Origin of the sequence: Caldinitratiruptor microaerophilus (assembly GCF_025999835.1) — a bacterium.
Taxonomy (GTDB): domain Bacteria; phylum Bacillota; class Sulfobacillia; order Symbiobacteriales; family ZC4RG38; genus Caldinitratiruptor; species Caldinitratiruptor microaerophilus.
Genome location: NZ_AP025628.1, coordinates 471,147 through 487,213, shown reverse-complemented (window position 1 = coordinate 487,213; position 16,067 = coordinate 471,147). Strand labels below are relative to the sequence as shown.

The following is a 16,067-nucleotide window of genomic DNA, read 5'->3' as shown; positions in this document are numbered from 1 at the left end:
TCACCCCTCCGCCCGCCGCACCAGCATCTTCAGGAGCCGGTCGAAGAAGAGCCCCACCCTCGGCACCTCCGGCACGTCCTCCGTGCCCAGGAGCCTCCGGGCGATCGCCTGCATCGCCTGGGCGGCGGGGCTGTGCGGCGCCGCCAGGAGGAAAGGCGTCTGGTTGCGCACCGAGAAGTAGACCTGGGGATCGTGCGGGATCACGCCCAGCAGCTCGATGTGGGCGCCCAGGAACCGCAGCACCGCCAGCGAGAGCCGGTCTGCCGCCTCCCGGGCCTCCGCGTAGCCGTGCGCCTGGTTCACGATCAGCGACAGCCGGGCGGCCGGCCGGCGCCGGACGATGGCCTTGACCAGCGCGTACGCGTCGGTGATGGCAGGCGGCTCGGGTGTCGTGACCACGATGACCTCGTCGGCAGCCAGGACGAACGACAGCACCGACCGGCCCATGCCGGCCCCGGTGTCGACGAGGAGGAAGTCGGCCTCCGACTCGAGCGCCCGCAGCCCCTGGATGAAGGCGCTCATGGTCTCCTCGGGGAGGTCCGCCAGCTCGCTGAGCCCGGACCCGCCGGCCACCAAGTACAGCCCGGCCGGGGCGGGGTAGATCACCTCCTGCACCGTCCGCTCCCCGCTCAGCACGTGTCCGAGGTGGTACTGGGGAGTGGTGCCGAGGACGACGTCGACGTTGGCGAGACCGAGGTCGCCGTCGAGGACCACGACCTCGTGCCCCAGGCGGATGAGGGCGTAGGCCAGGTTGACGGTCACGTTGGTCTTGCCGACGCCGCCCTTGCCGCTGGTCACCGCGAGCACCCGGGCCCGCCGGGCGGGCAGGGTCCGGGGGCTCGGGCCGTCGCCCGCGCCCGCCGGGCGGGGGACGGCCACCTCCGCCGGCCGGAGCGATTCGGAGCCGAACCGCGAGTCCCGGAGCGCCTGTGCCTGATCAGCCATCGTGGACATCCTCCAGGAAGAGCGGGAGAAGTCGGTCGGGGCTTGCCACCTCGATGTCATCCGGAACGCTCTGGCCCGTGGTCACGTAGGACAGGGGCTTGTCCGTCCGGGCGCGGAGGTTGATGATGGGCCCCGGCTGGGTGGCCTCGTCGAGCTTCGTGAAGAGCAGGCGGTCGTACCCCACGCTCTCGTAGGCCCGGGCCACGGCCTCGGCGTCGGCCGAGGAAGCGGTGAGGCTCAGGACCAGGTAGGTCTCGTCGGGTCGGAGCGCCGCCAGGTAGCGCTCCAGGTCCTCCATCTGGGCCGCGTTGCGGTGGCTGCGGCCGGCGGTGTCGACCAGGATGAGGTCCACCGACCGGTGCGCCTCCAGCCCGGCCGCCACGTCCTCGGGCGACTGGGCGACGGTCAGCGGCACACCGATGAGCTCGCAGTACGTGCGCAGCTGCTCCACCGCGGCGATCCGGTACGTATCCGCGGTCATGACCGCCACCCGGCGTTCCTTCGCCAGCGCCCAGTGGGCGGCCAGCTTGGCGAGGGTCGTGGTCTTGCCCACGCCCGTCGGGCCCACGAGGGCGACCACCCGGTGGCCGCCGGGGTCCAGCTGGACGGTCGCCGGCAGGCCCAGGTGGTCGGCGAGGACCGCCCGCGCCACCTCGACGAGCGGCCGGCCCTTCTCCCGGCTCAGGCGCCCCTGCACCCGCCGCGCCAGCCCGGCGGCGATCTCCGGCTCCACCCCCCGACCCACCAGGGACAGGTACACCGGCCGCACCGCCCCGTCCAGGCCCTTCGCCCCCGGCAGGTCCAGGTGGTCCAGGACCCGGCCCATGATGGCCGACAGCCGGGCGAGCTCGGCGCGCAGGCTGTCCTCCTCCCGGATCGGAGCACGGGCCGCCGGCGCCTTCGGGCCGGATGCGCCGTTCGCCTCCGCCGGCGTCGCAGGGGCCTGCTGGGCCTGGGCGAGCGCCGTGGGGAACGAATCGGGCCGCGGCTCCGCGGGGGCGGCGGAAGCGGGCGCCGCCGGGGCGGCCGCCGGCGCGGGAGCGGCTCCCTCGGCGGCGGGGGCCGGTCCGGTGGCGCCCGCCGGACGCCACGCGCCCTGGGGCACGGCAGGGAGGCCCTCCACGGCGGCGGTGACCTCGATCATCTTCTGGCTGAAGAGGCCGAAGATCCCCCCCACCTTGACCGGCTGGGTGTGCAGGATCACGGCCTCGGGGCCGAGCTCGGCCCGCACCTGCGACACCGCCTCCGGGAGCGTCCTCGCCAGGAACCGCTTGACCCGCATCAGGCCGTCACCATCCCCACGGCTTCGACTTCGATGCTGCCCTCGACCTCACCCCACGACAGGACCACGAGCCTCGGCACCACCCGCTCGGTGAGGCGCCGGACGTAGGGGCGCACCGCCGGGGCGGTCAGCAGGATGGGCGTCTGGCCCTGCGCGGCCAGCTCCCCGGCCCGGGCGGCAATTGCGTGCACCAAGCGCTGGATCACCTCGGGTTCGAGGTTCAAGTACGTGCCAGTCGGCTGGCGGTCGATGGCCCGTGCGATCCGCTGCTCCAGGTCGGGATGGAGGGTGATCACCTTCACCCGGCCCTCCAGGCCCAGCTGGCGGCAGATCGACCGGGCCAGCGCGGCGCGGACGTACTCGGTGAGGAGGTCGGTGTCCCGGGTGGCGCCGCCGTAGTCGGCGAGGGTCTCGAAGATCGTCACGAGGTCCCGGATGGAGACCCCCTCCCGCAGGAGGTTCTGGAGGACCTTCTGGACCTCGCCGAGGGACAGGGTCTTGGGCACCAGCTCCTCCACGACCGCCGGGTGCGTCTCCTTGACGAGGTCGACCAACTGGCGGACCTCCTGCCGGCCCAGCAGCTCCCAGGCATGCCGGCGGATGAGCTCGGTCACGTGGGTCGCCACCACGGCCGGCGGGTCCACCACGGTGTAGCCCGCCAGCTCCGCCCGCTCCCGGTCGGCGGCCGCCACCCAGAGGGCCGGGAGGCCGAAGGCCGGCTCCCGGGTTTCGATGCCGGGGACGGGCTCGGAAACGCCCCCCGGATCCATTGCCAAGAAGTGATCGGGTAATATTTCCGCCTGTCCGATCTCAATTCCTTTCAACTTGACCACGTACTGGTTGGGCCGCAGCGCCATGTTGTCCCGCACCCGGATGTACGGGACCACGAGGCCCAGGTCGAGGGCCATCTGGCGCCGGATCATCACCAGGCGGTCCATCAGGTCGCCGCCCATGCTGGCGTCGGCCAGGGGCAGGAGGCCGTAACCGAGCTCGATCTCCAGCGGGTCGATCGGCAGGAGCTGCAGCACGCTCTCCGGCCGCCCGGCCTCGGCCCCGGGTCCGGCGGCCTGTTCGCGCGCCGCCCGCTCGGTCCCCGGGGTCCGTACCGACCGGCGGATGGCCATCCCGGCGCCGGCCAGGCCCGCGCCGAGCAGCAGGAACGGCGCGGCGGGCAGCTGGGGCACCAGGAGGCCCAGCCCGGCGAGGAGCCCGGCCGTCAGGAAGAGAGCCCGGGGCTCACGGCCCAGCTGGGCCAGGATGTCCTGCCCGAGGTTCCCCTCGGAGGCCGCCCGGGTGACCACCAGGCCGGTAGCGACGGAGATCAGGAGGGCGGGGATCTGGCTCACCAGGCCGTCGCCCACCGTGAGGACCGAGTATGTGCGCAGGGAGTCCAGAGGCGCGAGCCCCCGCATCCACCCGATCACGAACCCGCCGATGAGGTTGATGCCCACGATGATCATCCCGGCGACCGCGTCGCCCTTCACGAACTTCGAGGCGCCGTCCATCGCCCCGTAGAAATCGGCTTCCCGCTCGATGTCCTGCCGGCGCTGCCGCGCCTCCGCCTCCGTGATGAGGCCCGCGTTCAGGTCGGCGTCGATGGCCATCTGCTTGCCCGGCATGGCGTCGAGGGTGAAGCGCGCCGCCACCTCCGACACCCGCTCGGCCCCCCGGGTGATGACGACGAACTGGACGACGACCAGGATGAGGAAGACGATGAAGCCCACGACGGCGTTGCCGCCGAGGACGAACTCGCCGAAGCTCCGGATCACGCGGCCGGCGTCGCCGGCCAGGAGGATCTGCCGGGTGGTGGAGACGTTCAGGGAGAGGCGGAACAGGGTCGTCACGAGCAGGAGCGAGGGGAAGATCGAGAACTGGAGGGGCTCCCGGGTGTAAATGGCCACGAGCACGATCACGACGGCGGTGGCCAGGTTGAACGTCAGGAGGAAGTCGAGCGCCACGGGCGGCACCGGGACGATCATCATCGCCACCACGAGCACGACCGCCAGCGCGAAGAACACGTCCGTGTACCTGGCCAGGTTCTGCGTCGGGCCGCCCTGCACCGGCTATCCCCTCCCTGCGGGACGTGCGGGATGCGCCCCCGGCGCCTCCGGCGTCAGACGCGCCCCTTGAGGCGGTACACGAAGGCGAGGACCTCGGCCACGGCCTGGTACAGTTCGGGCGGGATCGACTCGCCGATCTCCACCGCCTCGTACAGGCTGCGCGCGAGCGGGGGGTTCTCGACGACCGGGACGTCGGCCGCGACGGCCACCTCCCGGATGCGGCGGGCCACCAGGCCCTGCCCCTTGGCCACGACCTGCGGCGCGTCCATCTCCGCCGCGTCGTAGCGCAGGGCCACGGCGTAGTGGGTCGGGTTCGTGATCACCACGTCGGCCCTGGGAACCTCCGCCATCATGCGGCGGCGGGCGATCTCCCGCTGCCGCCGCCGGATGCGCTGGCGCACCTCGGGCGCGCCCTCGGTCTCGCGCAGCTCCTCCTTGACTTCCTGCCGCGTCATGCGCAGCGACATCTGGTACTCCCAGCGCTGGTACACGTAGTCGACCGCCGCCGCCACCAGCCACGCCAGCCCCACGCGGAGGACGACCGTCCCGGCCATCCCGGCCACGGCGGCGAGGACGCCCTCCGGCGGCACGTCGGCGAGGCCGGGCAGGTCCGCCAGCCGCCCCTTCACGGTCCGGTAGGCCACGATGCCCACGATGACGACCTTCACCAGCGCCCGGACGAGATCCACCAACGCGCGCCGGCTGAAGAGCCGCTGCAGCCCCTGGAGGGGGTTCAGCCGGCCGAGGTCGGGGGCCAGCGGAGCGCCCGTCAGCACGAACCCGACCTGTGCCAGGTTCGCCAGGAGCCCCGTCAGGCCGGCCGCCACGACGAGCGGGCCGGCCGCCAGGGCGGTGACCGCCAGCACCCGCAGCCCCAGGTGGAGGGCGTCGCCCTCGCCCAGCTCGGGAACCATGCCCCAGGCCCCGCCCCATCCTTCCCGTGCCAGGCTCAGGAGCACGCCCCAGGCGGACGGGCCCCAGAAGCGCAGGGCCAGGTACGCCGTGAGCAGGGTCAGTGCCGCCGCCACCTCCGGGGAGCGGGCGACCTGGCCGCGCTGCCGGGCGCGCTGGATGCGTCTCGGGCTGGCGGGCTCGGTCCGCTCCTGGGCGAAGAACTGCAAGTGCAAGGCGTCACCCCCTCACCGCAGGAGCTCGAGGGCGACCTGGGTCTGGGCCAGCATCCGCTCGAACAGGGTCCGGAAAGCCGCGGCGTACAGGGGCACCAGGGCGGCCAGGAGGGCGAGGCCGGCGCCGGTCTTCACCGGCAGGCCGACGACGAAGACGTTCATCTGGGGGACCGCCCGGCCCACCACGGCGATCGCCACCGTCGTGAGGAACAGGGCGACCAGGACGGGGGCCGCCAGGGAGAGCCCCAGGCGGAAGATCTCACCCGCCAGCGCCAGCACGTGCCGGTCGAGCCCAGCCAGGTCGCCCGGCGGCGCGCCGGCGGGCAGGAGGCGGAAGCTGCCCAGGACCGTGAGCAGCAGGCCGTGGTGGCCGTCGACGGCGAGGAAGAACAGCAGGGCCAGGAGGTACTGGAAGTTGCCGAGAAGGGGAAGGGGCTGCTGGTTCAGGGGGTCGAGCGTGCTGACGATGGAGAACCCCAGGTCCACGTCGAGGATCTCCCCGGCGAACTGCACCGCGGCCAGGAGGAGCGTGGGCACGAAGCCCAGCACCATGCCGATCACGAGCTCCCTGAGGGCCAGGGGGGCCAGGGCCGGCAGGCTGTCCGGCAGCCGGACCCCGCCCGCCGCCGGCAGGGCCAGGAGAGCGACCGCCATGGCGAGGGCCACCCGCAGCTGCGCCGGGATGGACGGGTTGCCGAGCACGGGCGCCGTGACGAAGAGGCCGATCACCCGGCTGAAGAGGAGCAGGAAGAGGTCCAGCTGGCCGAGGGCCCGCCCGAGCACGTCCACGTCAGCGCACCACCGACGGCAGGAGGCCGATGACCCGGCCCGTGAAGTCGAGCATGGTCCGGAGCATCCACGGGCCGAACAGCAGGACGGAGAGCATGACCACCACGATCTTCGGGATGAAGGCGAGGGTCTGGTCGGTCAGCTGCGTGGTGGCCTGCAGGAGGCTCACCACCAGACCGGCGAGCAGGCCCAGGACCAGCACCGGGCCGGCGACGAGGAGCGCCGTCACCAGGGCCTGGCGGCCGATCGACAGGATCATCTCTTCGGTCAACGACTCCCACCCCCGGGCCCTACTGGAAGCTCAGGAGCAACTGCTGCACGACGAGGTGCCAGCCGTCCACGAGCACGAACAGGAGGATCTTGAACGGCAGTGACACCATGACGGGGGGCAGCATGAGCATCCCCATCGACATCAGGGTGGTCGCCACCACCATGTCGATCACGACGAAGGGGACATAGATAAGGAAGCCCATGGTGAAGGCGGTCTTGAGCTCCGAGATGGCGTAGGCGGGGACCAGCACCCAGAAGGGCACGTCGTTCGGGCCTTCCGGCGCCTCGATCCCTGCCGCGTTCACGAAGAGCGCCAGATCCTTCTCCCGCGTGTATCGCAGCATGAACGCCCGCATGGGCTCCTCGGCCGCCGCGAGCGCTTCCTGCCGGGTGATCTCCCCCCGCAGGTAGGGCTGCAGGGCCCGGTCGTTCACCTGCACCCACGTGGGCCGCATGATGAAGAACGTCAGGAAGAGGGCGAGCCCGATGAGCACCTGGTTCGGGGGCATGTTCTGCGTCGAGAGGGCGCTGCGCAGGAACGAGAAGACGACCACGATCCGCGTGAAGGCGGTGGTGAGGACGAGGATCGCCGGTGCGAGGGCAAGGACCGTCAGGAGCAGCAGGATCTGGAGGCTCGCGACCATGTCGCGGGGGTCCTCGCTGCGGCCGACCCCGAGCTCGACCCGGGGGATGACGACCGGGTCCGCCGCCTGCGCACGCGCCACCGCCGCGGGCACAAGCCAGGCCGCCACGACCGCGGCGAACAGCAGGGGCCCCGCCCACCGCCTCACGGTGTCCCCTCCCCCGGACCGCCCCTGCGCAGCCAGCGGTCCAGGAGACGGCGGAAGGCGTCGGGGGACAGGGTACCTGCTGGGCCGGCACGCAGGCGGCCCGCCAGTTCCCGGGCGGCATCGCCCTCCAGGACCTGCACGAGGCTCACCCCGCCGGGGGCAGACCCCACGAGGAGGTAGCGGTCTCCCACCTCGACCAGGACCAGCAGGCGATCCCGCCCCACGGGCAAGGCCTCCACCACCCGCAGCAGGCGGCCACCGCCCACGCGGCCGGCACCTCCGGCGAGCGCCCGGGACGCCAGGTAGGCGGCAGCGACGACGAGCAGGAAGAGCAGGAGGAAGGTCGCGATCTGGATCACGATCTCCATCGGCGCCCCACCACCGCAGGCAGGCTGCAGCTAACCGCTCAGCCGGACCCCTGCCGGCCGAGCGAGCCTGCCCGCTCCACAGGGCTGACGATGTCGGTGATGCGGACGGCGAAGTGCTCGTCCACGACCACGACCTCGCCGCGGGCGATGCGCTTGCCGTTGACCAGCACGTCCACCGGCTCGCCGGCCAGCTTCTCCAGTTCGATCACCGCGCCGGGCCCCAGTTCGAGCACGTCCCGGATCTGCTTGGTGGTGCGGCCGAGCTCCACCGTGACCTGCAGGGTCACGTCCAACAGGAGGTCCAGGTTGCGGACCGGGGGCGCCGCGGCCGACGGGCTCAGCTCGGGGAACTGGGCCGGCTGGTAGGCCACCGTCGGGGGTGTGGCGGCCGGCCGCCCGGTCTCGGGTCCGGAGGCGCCCGCCGCCTCCCGGGGCGGTGCCGGCGCGGAGGACGGCCCCGGTGCAGGGGCGGAGCGCGGGGTGGCCCCGGCTCCGGCCGGCGGCGCAGCGGGCGCCTCCGGCTCCAGGCCGCCGCGCAGGCGGCGCGCCACGGCGGCGGGCAGCGCGAGCATCACCGAGCCGCGGGCCGTACCGGCGTCGACCGTGTGCACGAAGCCCACCAGGGACTCCTGAGAAGGTGCCTGATCCGGGCCGAGAACCTCGACACCGCCCACCTGGGCGCTCCAGCCGGCCTCGACGAGGACGTCGGCCAGAGTCCGCCCGGAGAGCTGGCTCAGGATCTCGGACAGGACCCCGGCGCCCGTCGCCGAGAGGTCCGCCTCCGGTTCCGTGCCCAGAGCGGCGGCCACGAGGCCCAGGGCCAGGGGCCGGTCCAGCAGCACGTAGGCGTACGCGGCGCCGTCGTCGAGGGGAATCCGGGCCCACACGGCGTCACCGCCGCCCAGCGCAGCGGTCGCCTCCGCGCCCGCCACCTCCCGCACCTCGAGCTCGCCGACCTGCACCGGCACGCCGAACAGCGCCTTGGCGCCCTCCCAGGCACGCGAGAGCGCGGCGGCCAGGGCGGAGCGAACCGGGGACCAGTCGGCGCCTGCCGCGTGCCCTCGCAGCAGGGCGTCGATCTCCTCCTGGGACAGGTGTTCAGCGCTCATCTTCCTGCGGCTCCTCTCCCGGCAGCCGTGCCCTCACCTGTGCCGCCAGGCGACCCCTGACGGTACCCGGGACGGCCGTGAACTTGGGCTGGTCGCCCACGAACACCGTGCACGCCTCCCCGACCCGCCGGTCGAGGACCACCACGTCCCCGACCGCCAGGTCGAGAAGCTCGCGCACGGTGAGCTCCGCCCGGCCGAGCTCGACGGTCACGGGCACCCGGGTCCGCGCCAGGCGCTTCTCGAGCGCCTGCCGGTCCGCGGCGGTGGGCTGGCGGGGACCCGTGCCGAACCAGTTGTGGCTCGTGAGCCGGTCCAGGATGGGCTCCAGCGTGACGTACGGGAAGCACAGGGTGATGACGCCCACGTGCTCCCCCACCCGGACGTCGACTGCCACCGTGACCACGATCTCGTTGGCGGACGCCACCTGAACGAAGATGGGGTTGTTCTCGATCCCCAGCGGCTCTGGTTCGACGGCGACGAGGTTCTCCCACGCCTCCTGCAGGGCTCGCAGGATGCCGCGGATGATCCGCATCATGACCGTTTGCTCGATGTCCGTCAGCTCCCGCGCCTTCGGCAGGGACGACCCCGGCCCGCCGAACATGCGGTCGATCATGGGGAAGGCGACCACCGGGCTCACGTCGAGCACGCACGTCCCGTCCAGGGGCGGGAGCCGGAAAGGGCACAGGACCGAGGGGTTGTTGACGGCTCGGATGAACTCCCCGTAAGTCCCCTGGTCCACGGAGCCGATCACGATCTGGACCACCGTGCGGAAACTGGCGGTGAAGAACGTGGTCAGGAGCCGGGCGAAGTTCTCGTGGATGACCTGCAGGCTCCGGAGCTGGTCTTTCGAGAACTTGTCCGGGCGGCGGAAGTCGTAGAGCCGGAGCCGGCGGTGGGCTGCCGCCTCGGCCGGCGGGGCACCGCCCTGCGGCTGCTTGGCCTCTTCGGCCATCAGGGAGGCGATCAGCGCGTCGATCTCGGCCTGCGTCAGGATCTCGGCCACGCGGGAGCCCCCCTCACGGCTGTGCCAGCATCTCGGTGATGAGCACGCGACTGACGATCGGCTCGCCGAGCACCTCGTTCGCCCTGGCCCGGACTTCGGCGGCCAGGCGGTCCTTCCCCTGTGCCCCGGCCAGGTCGGCCGACTTCTTGTCCCGCAGGAGGCCCAGGATCGCGTCCCGGAGCTCGGACTTCGCCGCCTCGACCCGGGCGGCCTCCTTCTCCCCCGCCACCAGGAACACGAAGGAGATCTGGACCGCCGCGCCGCGCTCGGCCAGGTTGGTGGTGAACTGCCCGAGGGAGACCTCACGGCCCTCGCCCGGCTTCGGAGCGGACTGGGCGGCTGCCGGCGCGTTCCCCCCGGCCTGCCGGCCCACCACGGCGATCGCCACCCCGGCGGCGACGCCGCCCGCGAGCACGAGAAGCACGATCCCACCGAGGATCCAAGCGAAACGTCCCTTCAACCACCTACACCTACCTGTTCGGTGTCGCCTGCCCTGCCTGTCCGGCGGGACGGCTGCTGAGGATCACGATGTCGACCCGGCGATTCTTCTGCTTGTTCTCGGGCGTGTCGTTGGGGGCGATCGGCCGGTACTCCCCGAGGCCTGCCGACTCGAACCGGCGGGGGTCCAGCCCGTACGTGTCCACGAAGTACCGCACCACACGCCCGGCCCGCGCCGTGGACAGCTCCCAGTTGGAGGGGAAGCGGAAGTTCGAGATGGGATCGGTGTCGGTGTGGCCCTCCACCCGCACCCGGTTCGGCACCCGCCGGAGGACCTCGGCCACGGCGTCCAGGGCCGGCAGCGACTCGGGGTGCAGCTCCGCCTGTCCGGAATCGAACAGCACGGTCTCCGGGAAACGCACGACGAGGCGGTCCTCGTCCTCGACGAGCTCGAACCGTCCGCCGTACCCACTCTTCTCGAGCGCCTCACGCACCTGGCCCGCGAGCCTCTCCAGCTCCCCCGGCTCCTCGCCGCGAACTCCCGGCGGCACCGGAGGCGGCTTGGGCTCCTCCGACGGGACCAGCGGGCCCTGCAGGATCGAGGTGCCGCCCGGCAGGATGCCGAGGGCCCCGGTCAGCGACGCCATCGCCGCCCGGTACTTCTGCAGGTCGAGGGTCGAGTACGAGAAGAGAAGGACGAAGAAGGCGAGGATCTGCGTCATCATGTCCCCGTAGGTCATCATCCAGGGAGGCGAACCCGACGGCACCTCGTGCCTCTGCTGGCGATCGCGCCGCACCACGGCTCAGGCCTCCTCCCCTTCCTCGTCCCGGCGCCGGGTGGCCCGCTGCGACGGAGCAAGGAAGGAACGGAGCTTCTCCGCGACGATCCGCGGGTTGTCGCCGGCCTGGATCGACAGGATCCCCTCGATCATGACCTCCCGGTTGAGGATCTCCTCGGCGCTGCGCACCCGCAGCTTCCCGGCGATGGGGATGAACAGGAAGTTCGCCAGCATCGCCCCGTAGAACGTGGTCAGCAGGGCGACCGCCATGCCCGGGCCGATCTTTTCCGGGTCGTTTGCGTTCTTCAGCATGTTCACCAGACCGATCAGGGTGCCGATGAGCCCGAACGCCGGGGCGAGCATGCCCATGGTGTCGAAGATGGCCGCTCCGGCCCGGTGCCGCTCCTCCAGGAAGGCCAGCTCGGTCTCGAGGATGCTGCGCACCAGCTCGGGATCCGTGCCGTCGACCACCAGCTGGAGGCCCTTGCGCAAGAAGTCGTCCTCGAGCTGGTCGACGGACTCCTCGAGCGCCAAGAGGCCCTCGCGGCGCGCTTTCTCGGCGAACTCGGTCAGTGTGGCGATGGTTTCGTTCGGGTCGACTGGCCGGTGGAAGAAGGCGTTCTTGGCCACCCCGACCATGCCGACGAGCCGGCTGAGCGGGTAGTTGATCAGGGTCGCCGCCAGGGTGCCGCCGAGGGTGATGGCCAGCGACGGGAGGTTCCAGAAGTTGAGCAAGCTCCCACCCTGGCCGATGGCCCAGATGTAGAGCGCCGTACCGGCCACGATGCCGAGAAAGGTTGCGAGGTCCACCGCGTGTCACCTGCCATGGGAGTGGAGGCGTGCTCACCGCTCCGCGGCCCGGGGGGTGCCGGGCCACGGGCGGGCCGGCCGTGCGGCCGGCCCGCCGGCGGCTCCAGCGGCCCGGTCACGGGCCGGAGACGGAGCCATCCGGGCCGCGCGGGCCCAGAATGGCCCGCTTGTACTCCACCACCCGGCGTACGATCTCGTCCGGGGACTCCTGGACGATGATCTTGTGCCCGTTCGTGAGCGTGATCACCGTGTCCGGGGTGGATTCGACGGTCTCGATGAGGTCCGCGTTCACCACGATCTCCTCCCGGGCCCTGAGACGGGTCACACGGATCACCGCCCCTACCTCCTCATGGCCCCTGCTGCCCGCCGGGCCCGGGGGCCCGGACGGCTACGCCTCCGTCACCGCTTGAGGTTGACGAGCTCCTGGAGCAGCTCGTCGGCCGTGGTGATGAGCCGGGAGTTGGCCTGGTACCCGCGCTGCGTCGTGATCATGTTCGTGAACTCCGTGGCGAGGTCGACGTTCGACATCTCCAGCGCGCCGGGCTGGATCGCGCCCCGGCCGCCGATCCCGGGCGCGCCCAGGCGGGCGTTGCCGGAGTTGTTCGACTCCACCCAGTACCCGCCCCGGCTCTCCAGGGCCGACGGGTTGGAGAAGAGCGCCAGCGCCACTTGGGCGATCGGCTCGGACAGGCCGTTCGAGTAGTGCCCGGTGAGGACGCCCGAGCTGTCGACGCTGAAGCCCTCGAAGGTGCCGGCGGGGTAGCCCTTCTCCAAGGTCGTCAGGTCCTCGGACTGGGTGATCGTGGTGTCGCCGCTGAACTCCGTGAGCGACGCGAAGTCAAAGGTGAACGTGAACTCGTCGGCAGTGGTACCGCCCGGCGGCCTGAAGGTCAGGGGCCCTGTCGCGTCGCCGGTCACGGACTGGACGGACCCGGTCGCCGAGAAGGTGATGGTACCGTCAACCTTGGTAAGATCCGTGCCTCCGGCCACCGGCCCGAAGTTGGCCCCGCTCGGCGGGTTGATCGTGTACGACCACTCATGCAGGGTGGCGGTCTTCGTCATGACGAGGTTGAGGGTGTGCGCCGTACCTGCCTGATCGTAGATCACGAGGGGAACGGTGATCGAGGTGTTGCTGGTCGCCGACATGTCCAGGTTCCCCTTCACCGCCACCTTGCTCGTGCTCTTCGCCGGCAGCATGGTGTCACGCGAAGGTAGCCGGATCACATCGACCGGGCCGGTCGTGTCAATCTGCCCGTTCTGCGCCGTCCAGCCCATCACCCGCAGTCCCTGGGCGTTGGTCAGGTACCCCTCCGGGTCCACGAGAAAGTTGCCGTCCCGGCTGTAGACCTGACCACCCGTCGGCCCGCGCAGGACAAAGAAGCCGTCGCCCGTGATGGCCATGTCCGTGTTGCGGCCGGTCACCTGCGGGGCGCCCGGGGTCATGCTGGGGACGATCGAGGCCAGGCCCACGCCCAGGCCGATCTGCATCGGGTTCGTGCCGCCCCGCTGGTTCTGCGGGCGCGAGGCGGAGCGGAGGGTCTGGCTCAGCAGGTCGTAGAACGTGGCCCGGCTCGCCTTGAAGCCGGTCGTGTTCACGTTGGCGATGTTGTTGCCGATCACGTCCATCCGGATCTGGTGGGCCTGCAGGCCCACGACGCCGGCGAACATGGAGCGCATCATGGCCCGATCTGACCTCCTCTCGGAGACGCAGGGATCGCTCGCGGGGCGCCGCTTCGGTCGGTCCGCGGCACCGGGGCCCCCTCCGGAGAGGTCCGGCCCCCGCGGCTCGTCAGGAGACGATCACCGCGCTGTCGATCTGCGTGAAGACGTTCTCCTTCATCCGCTCGCCGGCCACGGCCGTGATGACCGTCCGGTTCGGGATGCTCACCACCAGCGCCAGGTCCCGCAGCAGGATGAGGGACTCCCGGGCGCCCTTCGCCGCCGCCCGGTCGACCGCCTCCCCCACCTTCTCGACCTCGGCGGGGCTCAGGGGCCGTCCGCTCTGGCGCAGCCGCTCGGCGGCGTGAGCGGAGAGGCGGATGGAGCGGGTGGCCTGGTCGAGCACGGACCGGAAGTCGGGCTGCGCCGCGGCCTCCCCGGGCCGGGTCCGCTCCGGCTGGCCGGAAGGCGCCGCCGGCGGAGTCACGGGCGGGATGCCCCCGCCCAGGAAGATCCGTTCGGTCACCTGCCTCACCCCCTCGAAACCGCCCGTCCTCACGGCGCGGCGGTGATCTCACGGATGCTGCCCAGGTCGACCTCGACCTCCCGGGAACCGTCCTGCACGCGCACCCGCGTGCTGCCGTCGGGCGCCTCCCGGACACCCACCACCGTGCCGGTCACGGTGTCCCCGCCGGAGTCGGCGGCGGTCACCCGCCGGCCGAGGAGGCTGGCCGAGTACGACCGGGCGGCCAGGCGGCCGAGGTTCTGGATCTCCTCCATGGTGCCGAACTGGGCCAGCTGGGCCATGTACTCGCTGGTGTCCATGGGTTCCATCGGGTTCTGGTACCGCAGCTCGGTGATGAGGAGGGTCAGGAACTCCTGCTTGCCCAGCCGGCTGCCCCCGGCCACCGCTCCCGACCTCTGTCCCGGGCCTGCACCGGTCCCGAGCGCCGTCACGTTCACGCTCGCTCACCTCCTTCCGTTACACGATCCGGTCGAGCCGGTGGCCCAGCCGCCACCGGGAGTACGGGGACGCCACCAGATCCGGGGCGGACCGGACCGGTTCCGGCTCCTTCCACGCGGCCAACCGCCCGTTCCCGATCCACCTGGGTGCAGGCATGGACCCCGGGTCCCGGCTCTGGGCTTCCCCGCCGCCGACCCCGACGTGGAAAGCGCCGACCTCCAGCCCCTGCTGCTCGAGGCGCTGCCGCAGGTCACCCATCTGACTCTCGAGGGCCGCCTTGACCTCCGGGCGGGCCACCAGGATCTCCGCCCGCACGACCCCCTCGTGGACGGTCAGGCGCACGGTGACCTCGCCGAGGTGAGGCGGCTCGAGCCGCACCCGCATCTCCGCCGGGCCGCCGGCTTCCGCCCGCAGGTGGGCCTCCCGCACGGCGCCGGCGAGCTGACCCGACAGGTCCGCAGCAGCAAGGGCCTGGCGCCAGGTCATGGGGGCGGCAGCCACCGCGGTACCATCCGGACGGGGTTCCGGACGGCCGACCAGAGGCGGTGCCCCTGCGTGCACCCGGGTCCCGGGCGCCGCTTCATCGGCCCGCACCTCGCTGGTCTGGCCGCCGGGCTCGTCCGCCCAGGTGGCACGGGGGGTGGACTCCGCCGGCCGCAGGGCAACCCCGGGCGGCTCCGACCGGGACGTGGGACGCTCCGGAGGAGCAGCCAGCTGCTGGCCCGGTGGCGCCTCCGCCGGCTCCGGCACGTTCCCGGCACTCTCGCCGGGCTCTCCGGCCGGGATCTCCACAGGCCCCCGGGCAGACCGGCCGGTCGCCACGCCGGGCGTGCCGGCCGCCTGTTCGACCTGGCCGTCGCGGACCGGAGCCACGGTCCGGGAGCGCAGGCCGTCCGCCGGGTCGTGGCCCTCGCCGCCGGCCCCAGGGGCGGGAACCGCGGCCGGGATCGCCGGGCCATCGCCCGCCGGTCCCGCACTGGACGGCGTTCGGACCGGTACGCCGAACCGCGGATGCGGTCCGGAACCGACCCGGGCAGCGTCTTCAGGCGTCACGGACGGCGCGTCCGGAGGCGAGGCGGCGGCTTGCTCCGGCGGGTCGCCGGCGGCAGAAGCCACCGGGGGCGCGGCGCCCTCTGCGGCTCCTGCCGGCGTGCCGTCCGGCGGTGGACCGCTGGTGGGAAGAAGCGGACCCCCGACTTCCGCGCTTGCGCCGCCTCCGTGCAGCAGGTCGGGCACGCGGCCGGGAGCAGGCGCGGCGGTCGCCACCGCCTCTGCGGGCACTGCCTCCGCGAGGTTCACTCCGCCATTCGTGCCCGGCACGACCGGAGACCCCGCAAGAAGGGCCGGCACGAGCGCCATGACGAGCACCGGCGAGGGGTTCGCGCCCCCGCCGGGATCGCCGTTCCCCTCCACCGGGACGTCGCCGCCTTCCGGCACCCCGTCCGGCGGTGCGGCACCATCCGGAGTCGCCGCCGGGGTGCCCCTCTCCAGAGAGCGCCGGAGAACGCTCCGGAAGCCGCCGGCAGCGTCACCGCCGCTCCGGGCGCCGGCCGGCGCCGCCGGGGACCGCCCTCCCGGAGCGGGGGCCGCGGCGGCATCGGGAAGGGCGACGAGAAGCGCTTCCACCGACACGCGTTTCACCTCCTTTCCGGTTCGGATGGGAGACAACTTGC

At 72.4% G+C, this 16,067-nt stretch carries 18 protein-coding genes; all 18 read right to left on the bottom strand.

The features are described 5' to 3' along the window. The 18 genes from caldi_RS02320 to caldi_RS02235 all read right to left on the bottom strand — a co-directional run bounded on the left by caldi_RS02320 (position 1) and on the right by caldi_RS02235 (position 16,026). Positions 1 to 945 carry a MinD/ParA family protein gene (locus caldi_RS02320; RefSeq protein ID WP_264843505.1) on the bottom strand — a complete coding sequence of 315 codons (945 nt, stop codon included), beginning with the start codon at positions 943 to 945 and terminating at the stop codon, positions 1 to 3. Next, positions 938 to 2,227 (bottom strand): flagellar biosynthesis protein FlhF, encoded by a 1,290-nt coding sequence (gene flhF, locus caldi_RS02315; RefSeq protein WP_264843504.1) that lies wholly within the window; start codon positions 2,225 to 2,227, stop codon positions 938 to 940. Before flhF ends, caldi_RS02320 begins: the two co-directional genes overlap by 8 nt. After that, positions 2,227 to 4,287, bottom strand: a complete 2,061-nt coding sequence (flhA, locus tag caldi_RS02310; RefSeq protein ID WP_264843503.1) for a flagellar biosynthesis protein FlhA — start codon at positions 4,285 to 4,287, stop codon at positions 2,227 to 2,229. The genes flhF and flhA overlap by 1 nt, the downstream gene beginning before the upstream one ends. A gap of 53 nt (positions 4,288 to 4,340) precedes the next feature. Beyond that, the gene (gene flhB, locus caldi_RS02305) at positions 4,341 to 5,414 is read right to left on the bottom strand and encodes a flagellar biosynthesis protein FlhB (protein ID WP_264843502.1); all 1,074 of its coding nucleotides are present in this window, start codon (positions 5,412 to 5,414) and stop codon (positions 4,341 to 4,343) included. A 12-nt stretch (positions 5,415 to 5,426) separates the two neighbouring features. After that, positions 5,427 to 6,203, bottom strand: a complete 777-nt coding sequence (gene fliR / locus caldi_RS02300) for a flagellar biosynthetic protein FliR (RefSeq protein ID WP_264843501.1) — start codon at positions 6,201 to 6,203, stop codon at positions 5,427 to 5,429. A 1-nt stretch (position 6,204) separates the two neighbouring features. Then, entirely contained in the window at positions 6,205 to 6,474 is a 270-nt protein-coding gene (fliQ, locus tag caldi_RS02295) for a flagellar biosynthesis protein FliQ (RefSeq protein ID WP_264843500.1), read from the bottom strand. Positions 6,475 to 6,493: 19 nt separating this feature from the next. Continuing rightward, positions 6,494 to 7,264 (bottom strand): flagellar type III secretion system pore protein FliP, encoded by a 771-nt coding sequence (gene fliP / locus caldi_RS02290; protein WP_264843499.1) that lies wholly within the window; start codon positions 7,262 to 7,264, stop codon positions 6,494 to 6,496. Further along, positions 7,261 to 7,632, bottom strand: a complete 372-nt coding sequence (locus caldi_RS02285) for a flagellar biosynthetic protein FliO (protein ID WP_264843498.1) — start codon at positions 7,630 to 7,632, stop codon at positions 7,261 to 7,263. Before caldi_RS02285 ends, fliP begins: the two co-directional genes overlap by 4 nt. A gap of 38 nt (positions 7,633 to 7,670) precedes the next feature. After that, on the bottom strand, positions 7,671 to 8,741 hold the full coding sequence (gene fliN / locus caldi_RS02280) for a flagellar motor switch protein FliN (RefSeq protein WP_264843497.1): 1,071 nt from the start codon (positions 8,739 to 8,741) through the stop codon (positions 7,671 to 7,673). Further along, on the bottom strand, positions 8,731 to 9,744 hold the full coding sequence (fliM, locus tag caldi_RS02275; protein WP_264843496.1) for a flagellar motor switch protein FliM: 1,014 nt from the start codon (positions 9,742 to 9,744) through the stop codon (positions 8,731 to 8,733). Before fliM ends, fliN begins: the two co-directional genes overlap by 11 nt. Positions 9,745 to 9,757: 13 nt before the next feature. Further along, entirely contained in the window at positions 9,758 to 10,204 is a 447-nt protein-coding gene (locus caldi_RS02270) for a flagellar basal body-associated FliL family protein (protein ID WP_264843495.1), read from the bottom strand. Between the two features lie 10 nt (positions 10,205 to 10,214). Continuing rightward, positions 10,215 to 10,982: an OmpA family protein gene (locus caldi_RS02265; protein ID WP_264843494.1), complete on the bottom strand. Its 768-nt coding sequence runs from the start codon at positions 10,980 to 10,982 to the stop codon at positions 10,215 to 10,217. 3 nt (positions 10,983 to 10,985) lie between these two features. Beyond that, positions 10,986 to 11,771, bottom strand: a complete 786-nt coding sequence (locus caldi_RS02260; RefSeq protein ID WP_264843493.1) for a motility protein A — start codon at positions 11,769 to 11,771, stop codon at positions 10,986 to 10,988. Between the two features lie 115 nt (positions 11,772 to 11,886). Continuing rightward, a complete protein-coding gene (locus tag caldi_RS02255; RefSeq protein ID WP_264843492.1) occupies positions 11,887 to 12,105 on the bottom strand; it encodes a flagellar FlbD family protein in 219 nt (72 codons plus the stop codon). Between the two features lie 65 nt (positions 12,106 to 12,170). Then, positions 12,171 to 13,451, bottom strand: a complete 1,281-nt coding sequence (locus caldi_RS02250) for a flagellar hook protein FlgE (protein WP_264843491.1) — start codon at positions 13,449 to 13,451, stop codon at positions 12,171 to 12,173. Between the two features lie 109 nt (positions 13,452 to 13,560). Beyond that, a complete protein-coding gene (locus caldi_RS02245; RefSeq protein WP_264843490.1) occupies positions 13,561 to 13,956 on the bottom strand; it encodes a TIGR02530 family flagellar biosynthesis protein in 396 nt (131 codons plus the stop codon). A gap of 29 nt (positions 13,957 to 13,985) precedes the next feature. Beyond that, a complete protein-coding gene (locus caldi_RS02240) occupies positions 13,986 to 14,393 on the bottom strand; it encodes a flagellar hook assembly protein FlgD (RefSeq protein WP_264843489.1) in 408 nt (135 codons plus the stop codon). 19 nt (positions 14,394 to 14,412) lie between these two features. Further along, entirely contained in the window at positions 14,413 to 16,026 is a 1,614-nt protein-coding gene (locus caldi_RS02235) for a flagellar hook-length control protein FliK (RefSeq protein ID WP_264843488.1), read from the bottom strand. Positions 16,027 to 16,067 lie beyond the last annotated feature (41 nt).

Excerpts from the sequence above, each read along its gene's own strand:
- caldi_RS02320 (WP_264843505.1), bottom strand. The coding sequence starts at position 945 with ATGGCTGATCAGGCACAGGCGCTCCGGGACTCGCGGTTCGGCTCCGAA.
- flhF (WP_264843504.1), bottom strand. The coding sequence starts at position 2,227 with ATGCGGGTCAAGCGGTTCCTGGCGAGGACGCTCCCGGAGGCGGTGTCG.
- caldi_RS02285 (WP_264843498.1), bottom strand. The coding sequence starts at position 7,632 with ATGGAGATCGTGATCCAGATCGCGACCTTCCTCCTGCTCTTCCTGCTC.
- fliN (WP_264843497.1), bottom strand. The coding sequence starts at position 8,741 with ATGAGCGCTGAACACCTGTCCCAGGAGGAGATCGACGCCCTGCTGCGA.
- caldi_RS02250 (WP_264843491.1), bottom strand. The coding sequence starts at position 13,451 with ATGATGCGCTCCATGTTCGCCGGCGTCGTGGGCCTGCAGGCCCACCAG.